This window comes from Actinoplanes italicus, from assembly GCF_003001815.1.
GTDB classification, from domain to species: Bacteria; Actinomycetota; Actinomycetes; order Mycobacteriales; family Micromonosporaceae; genus Actinoplanes; species Actinoplanes italicus.
Map to the genome: position 1 here is coordinate 1 of NZ_PVMZ01000062.1, position 2,446 is coordinate 2,446.

The window sequence follows — 2,446 nt, forward strand, 5'->3', positions numbered from 1 at the left end:
GAATCCTAGACCTGTCCGAAGACAAGCCCGGGTATTGCCATAATTGGCACTGGCTTATCAAGCACCCTGTTGAGTTCTCAAAGAACAACCGCACACCATTCTGCGACCCGCTTCCGCGGCCCGCCCTCCGGGGCACTCGCTCTACTTTACCCGCCGTTTCCACCGTGTCAAATCCGCGTTTCGCAACCGAATTCGACAAAACAGAAACCGCTGGAGCCCGCAGAAGAGTACACGATGCCTCGTGGCACTCAATCTTCGGGGTTTGGCAGGACGGCCGTTGCGTGTCTGTGTTGCCTGACCCGCTTGCCTCGCCCGTTTCCCTGCCGGCTCGGAGAACATTACCCGGTCGTCCTCGCAACGCCAAATCGGCCCCCACACGGGATCGCACTCCAGGTGCGACTGGTACCAGGGAGTCAAATGAGGCCAATGACGATACGAAGTGGACCGGACACGGAATGAACACGTCTCTCATGCACCACTCAAGCAACACACCGGCCACTCGAGCCCAACGAGAACCGCGCGCCCAGAGCGATCACCCCTCAACACCGGCTGCACCCCAGTGCCGCCAACCTCCCCACGAGTCTCAAGCCGGCTGCCCGAAGCCATCGCGCCAAGCAGAAGCACCGGCCCGACCGCCTCGACACCACCGCCTCGGCTGCGGAGCTTCACCCGCCTCGACCCGGAGGAACCAACTCGGAGGTGATCGCCCTGAAGCGATCGGCAGGGAGCCGGTATGGAGACGATTCGCGCGGAGCCGTTCTGGCCTTGAGACGCAGTCGGCCTTGAGATGCGGTCGGGCTTGGGACGCGGTCGGGCTTGGGACGCGGTCGGGCTTGGAAGAGTGGTCCGGACCCCGTTGCCGAGTGGTTCTCACACCGATCCGTTCCATGGCGGTTGTGCACCGATGGAGAGCAAACCCGTGTTGGCCAGGATGCGATCGCGCCGGCCACGATCCGGGACGGGTTTCGATCCCTCCGTGTCAACGGGACGTTCGAGGCACGCAGATCCGGTCACCGTCAGCACCGCGGCCTCGCATGCCGCACCAGCCAGAAGCTTCTGAGGGCCGTCCCGCCGAGAAGACCTTGGATGAGGAGGTACGCCCAAGCGCGCGTCAGGTTCCAAGATTCGTGCGGCGCGCGTTGGTCCTCGGATGCTGATAGGCGACCCAGGCGAAGAGGCCGTCCAAGATCCCGCGGGAAGCAAGGCGACCGAGCCCACCACAAGCAGCAAGGGGACAGCCCGGGGAGGGCGGCGGGGGAGACAGTCCCGGAAGCGACAGACCGCGTGGCACCAGACCAGGCGCGACAGCCCGCGAGAGAAGGGTGCTCAGTGACAGGCGGCGTGAGAGCCGCCTGGGGTAAGAACTGGGAGAGGACGCACAGCCGGAGGGCCGGCCCCGCTCAGCGGAACGGGGAACATCCACAACAGCGGAGAGCAGGGCGCCGGGCTGCGGGGCACCAAGGCGGCAAAGACCTCATGGCCGGGTGCTAGTCCCGTACGAAATCGAATCTTGCCCATATGTGTTTGGTTTCGGCTGTCCGGTACCAGCCGAGATCGGTGGCGAAGGTGCGAGCGAGTCGCAACCCGAGCCCGCCAAGACCGATGGGCCGCTCCTGATCGAAGAGCGGCTCCCCCGCCAGATCGTGGTCGGCCACGTCGAGGACCAAGGCCCCCGGCTCCCGGAACAGGCGGATGACGGTAGGCGCCCGGCCGTGCCGCAGCGCGTTGGTGGCCAGTTCGGTGGCGACCACGGTGATCCGGTCCAGGCCGTCCTCGTCGTCGAGGGGCGTGCCGGCGACGGCGTCGCGGAGATCGGCTCGCAGGTGACGCAAACCACCGACCCCGTCGAGGTTCCAGCTGCGGAGCTGGGTCGCCGCCGGGTGTGGAACCGGGGCGGGCGGCGACGTCATGTGCCTATCTTGCCCACTCCCGGGGGAAAAACAGATAGGCGTGGGGCCTCAGATCTCGAAAAGGGCCGATCATAATGCCTGCATATGTCCGTTCTGTCACGGTAAACACCTCATACTTTCGGCTAGTGTTCTCTAGGCCTGTCGTATAGAGTCCTCGTAACCGAACGGCCAACATGCGCCCGGACGGCACCCTCGGGTGCTGTCCCACGTATATGGATGCCCGACCGACCGGGTCCCAAACCAACGGGACCGGCTCTCCGGGAAGGTGTCAGGGAGGACCACGACATGACCGTCACCAAGACCTCGACGGCGGTGCAGCCGTCGACGATGGCCAGCGCCGAGGCCCCGGCGGACAGCGCGGCCGAGCTGCTTGCCGCGATGGCCGCCATGCCTGCCGAGCATCCGTCGCGCGCCGCGCTGCGGGACCGGGCGATCGAGGCATGGCTGCCTCTCGCCCGCCACCTCGCCCACCGCTACTCCGGCCGCGGCGAACCCACCGACGACCTCGTCCAGACCGCCACCGTCGGCCTCATCAA

At 66.1% G+C, this 2,446-nt stretch carries 2 protein-coding genes; one reads left to right on the forward strand and one right to left on the reverse strand.

Annotation, left to right across the window (positions count from 1 at the left end):
• Positions 1-1,487: 1,487 nt before the first annotated feature.
• Complete coding sequence (locus tag CLV67_RS50780) at positions 1,488-1,910, reverse strand: ATP-binding protein (protein WP_106331197.1); 423 nt, start codon at positions 1,908-1,910, stop codon at positions 1,488-1,490.
• Positions 1,911-2,237: 327 nt separating this feature from the next.
• Between CLV67_RS50780 and CLV67_RS50785 the strand changes: the two genes are divergently transcribed.
• Positions 2,238-2,446, forward strand: a 209-nt coding sequence (locus CLV67_RS50785) for a sigma factor (protein ID WP_428839504.1), incomplete at its 3' end; no start/stop codon positions are given.